This window comes from Roseateles sp. P5_E11, from assembly GCF_054049355.1.
Genome location: NZ_JBFUMO010000850.1, coordinates 1 through 1,807, shown reverse-complemented (window position 1 = coordinate 1,807; position 1,807 = coordinate 1). Strand labels below are relative to the sequence as shown.

The 1,807-nt window shown below is 66.4% G+C and carries 3 protein-coding genes and 1 pseudogene; all 4 read left to right on the top strand.

Annotated features, from left to right (window positions below):
- Positions 1 to 521 (top strand): annotated as a pseudogene (locus tag ACXJKR_RS31355) (polynucleotide adenylyltransferase PcnB); the annotation flags it as partial.
- Positions 518 to 994 carry a 2-amino-4-hydroxy-6-hydroxymethyldihydropteridine diphosphokinase gene (gene folK, locus ACXJKR_RS31350; RefSeq protein ID WP_457326181.1) on the top strand — a complete coding sequence of 159 codons (477 nt, stop codon included), beginning with the start codon at positions 518 to 520 and terminating at the stop codon, positions 992 to 994. The pseudogene ACXJKR_RS31355 and the gene folK, both read left to right, overlap by 4 nt.
- Positions 995 to 1,009: 15 nt before the next feature.
- Positions 1,010 to 1,366 (top strand): DMT family protein, encoded by a 357-nt coding sequence (locus tag ACXJKR_RS31345; protein ID WP_056201903.1) that lies wholly within the window; start codon positions 1,010 to 1,012, stop codon positions 1,364 to 1,366.
- Between the two features lie 58 nt (positions 1,367 to 1,424).
- The coding region (locus tag ACXJKR_RS31340; RefSeq protein ID WP_457326180.1) for a DUF47 domain-containing protein at positions 1,425 to 1,807 on the top strand (383 nt) is incomplete at its 3' end.

Genomic DNA, 1,807 nt, shown 5'->3' with positions numbered 1-1,807 from the left:
GGCATGAAGTGCTGGACCGCTGGACCAAGATCCGCAACGGCGGCGAGCCGCCCGTGCCGGCACTGGCCCAGGCGATCGACGCCGTCTTCGATGCCCGCATCGGCGACATCTCCGGCCGCGGCAAGCTGGCGGCCGACATGCGCGAAATCTGGATGATGCAGACCCGCTTCGAGCGCCGTACCGGTTCGGGCGTGTTCAGCCTCATCGAGCAGCCGCGCTACCGTGCCGGCTTTGACTTCCTGCGCCTGCGCGCCGACGTSGGCGAGATCGACCCGGCCCTGGCCGACTGGTGGGAGGACTTTGCGCTGGGCAGCGATGACGACCGTCAGGCCCTGCTGGCCGACGCCCGTGCGACCCAGCAGAAGCAGCCTCGCGTCGTGCGTGCACCGCGTCCCGAGGCGCCGGCCGGTGAAGAGACCGAACCGGCGGCCGATGACGCGCCGGCCAAGAAACGCCGCCGTCGCCGCCGCAAGCCGGGTGGCGGGGAGGGCGCCGCAGCGCCCGCAACTGCCGCCGAGTGAGCTCGCGCGCCTACGTCGGACTGGGCGCCAACCTGGGCGCCAACCCTTCTGCCACGTTGACGCAGGCAGCGTTGCGCCTTGCGGCGCTGCCGGGCAGCCATGTCGCGGCGCTGTCCAGCGTCTGGCGCAGCGCGCCGGTGGATGCTGGCGGTCCGGACTTCCTGAACGCCGTCGTGGCACTGGACACGACGCTTCTACCCATTGAACTATTGGACGCGCTGCAGGCCATCGAACTGGCGCACGGCCGGGAGYGGCCCTACCGCAATGCGCCGCGCACGCTGGATCTCGACTTGCTGCTCTATGGCGAGCTGACCCTCGATACGCCACGGCTGACGCTGCCCCACCCGCGCCTGGGCGAACGCGCCTTCGTGTTGCGCCCGCTGCTGGAGATAGCGCCGGAGCTGGTGCATTTGGCGGCGGGGAAGGGCTGGCAGACCCAGCGCATCGAGCGGCTCGGCCCACTGTCCCTCTGACTCGGAGAAACAACGATGTTCTCGACCCTCGCCGGCTGGCAGACCGTCGGCTTGCTGCTGCTGTCCAACGTCTTCATGACTTTCGCCTGGTATGGCCATCTCAAGGGCCTGGCGACCAAGCCTTGGTGGATAGCCGCCCTCATCAGCTGGGGTATCGCGCTGTTTGAGTACTTGCTTCAGGTGCCGGCCAACCGCATCGGCCATGGCGCCGGCTTCAGCCTGGCCCAGCTGAAGATCACGCAAGAAGTCATCACGCTCGCCGTCTTCGTGCCCTTCAGCCTGTACTACATGGGTGAACCGCTGAAGCTGGATTTCCTCTGGGCGGGTTTGTGTCTGATGGGCGCTGTCTACTTCATCTTCAGGTCGGCTTGATGACGGTTCGGTGACGGCGCCCGGTAAACTCCGACCCTTCGAGAGATCAAGGACGCCCATGCTGTTTGGCAAGCTGCTGCCCCGTGAGGGCAATTTTTTTGAGCTGTTCAATGAGCACGGTGGCTTCATCCTGGAAGGTGCGCGCGCCTTCCAGAAAATGATTGAAAACTATGCCGACCCAGCGCTGCGCGCGCAGTACGCCGACGAGGTCGACAAGGCCGAGCATGCCGCCGACCGCGTCACCGCGGAGGTGAACCGGCTGCTGCACCGCACGTTCATCACGCCCATTGATCGCGAGCAGATCCACGGCCTGATCAACGCGATGGACGACATCGTCGACCTGCTGCAGGATTCGTCCGAGACGCTGTCGCTCTACGATGTGCGCGCCGTGCCCGAACAGGTTCTGCAGTTGTGCACGCTGTCGGTGCGCTGTTGCGAGCG

What these genes read in the sequence shown, in the direction of transcription:
- ACXJKR_RS31345 (WP_056201903.1), top strand. Translation starts at nt 1,010, where the DNA reads ATGTTCTCGACCCTCGCCGGCTGGCAGACCGTCGGCTTGCTGCTGCTG.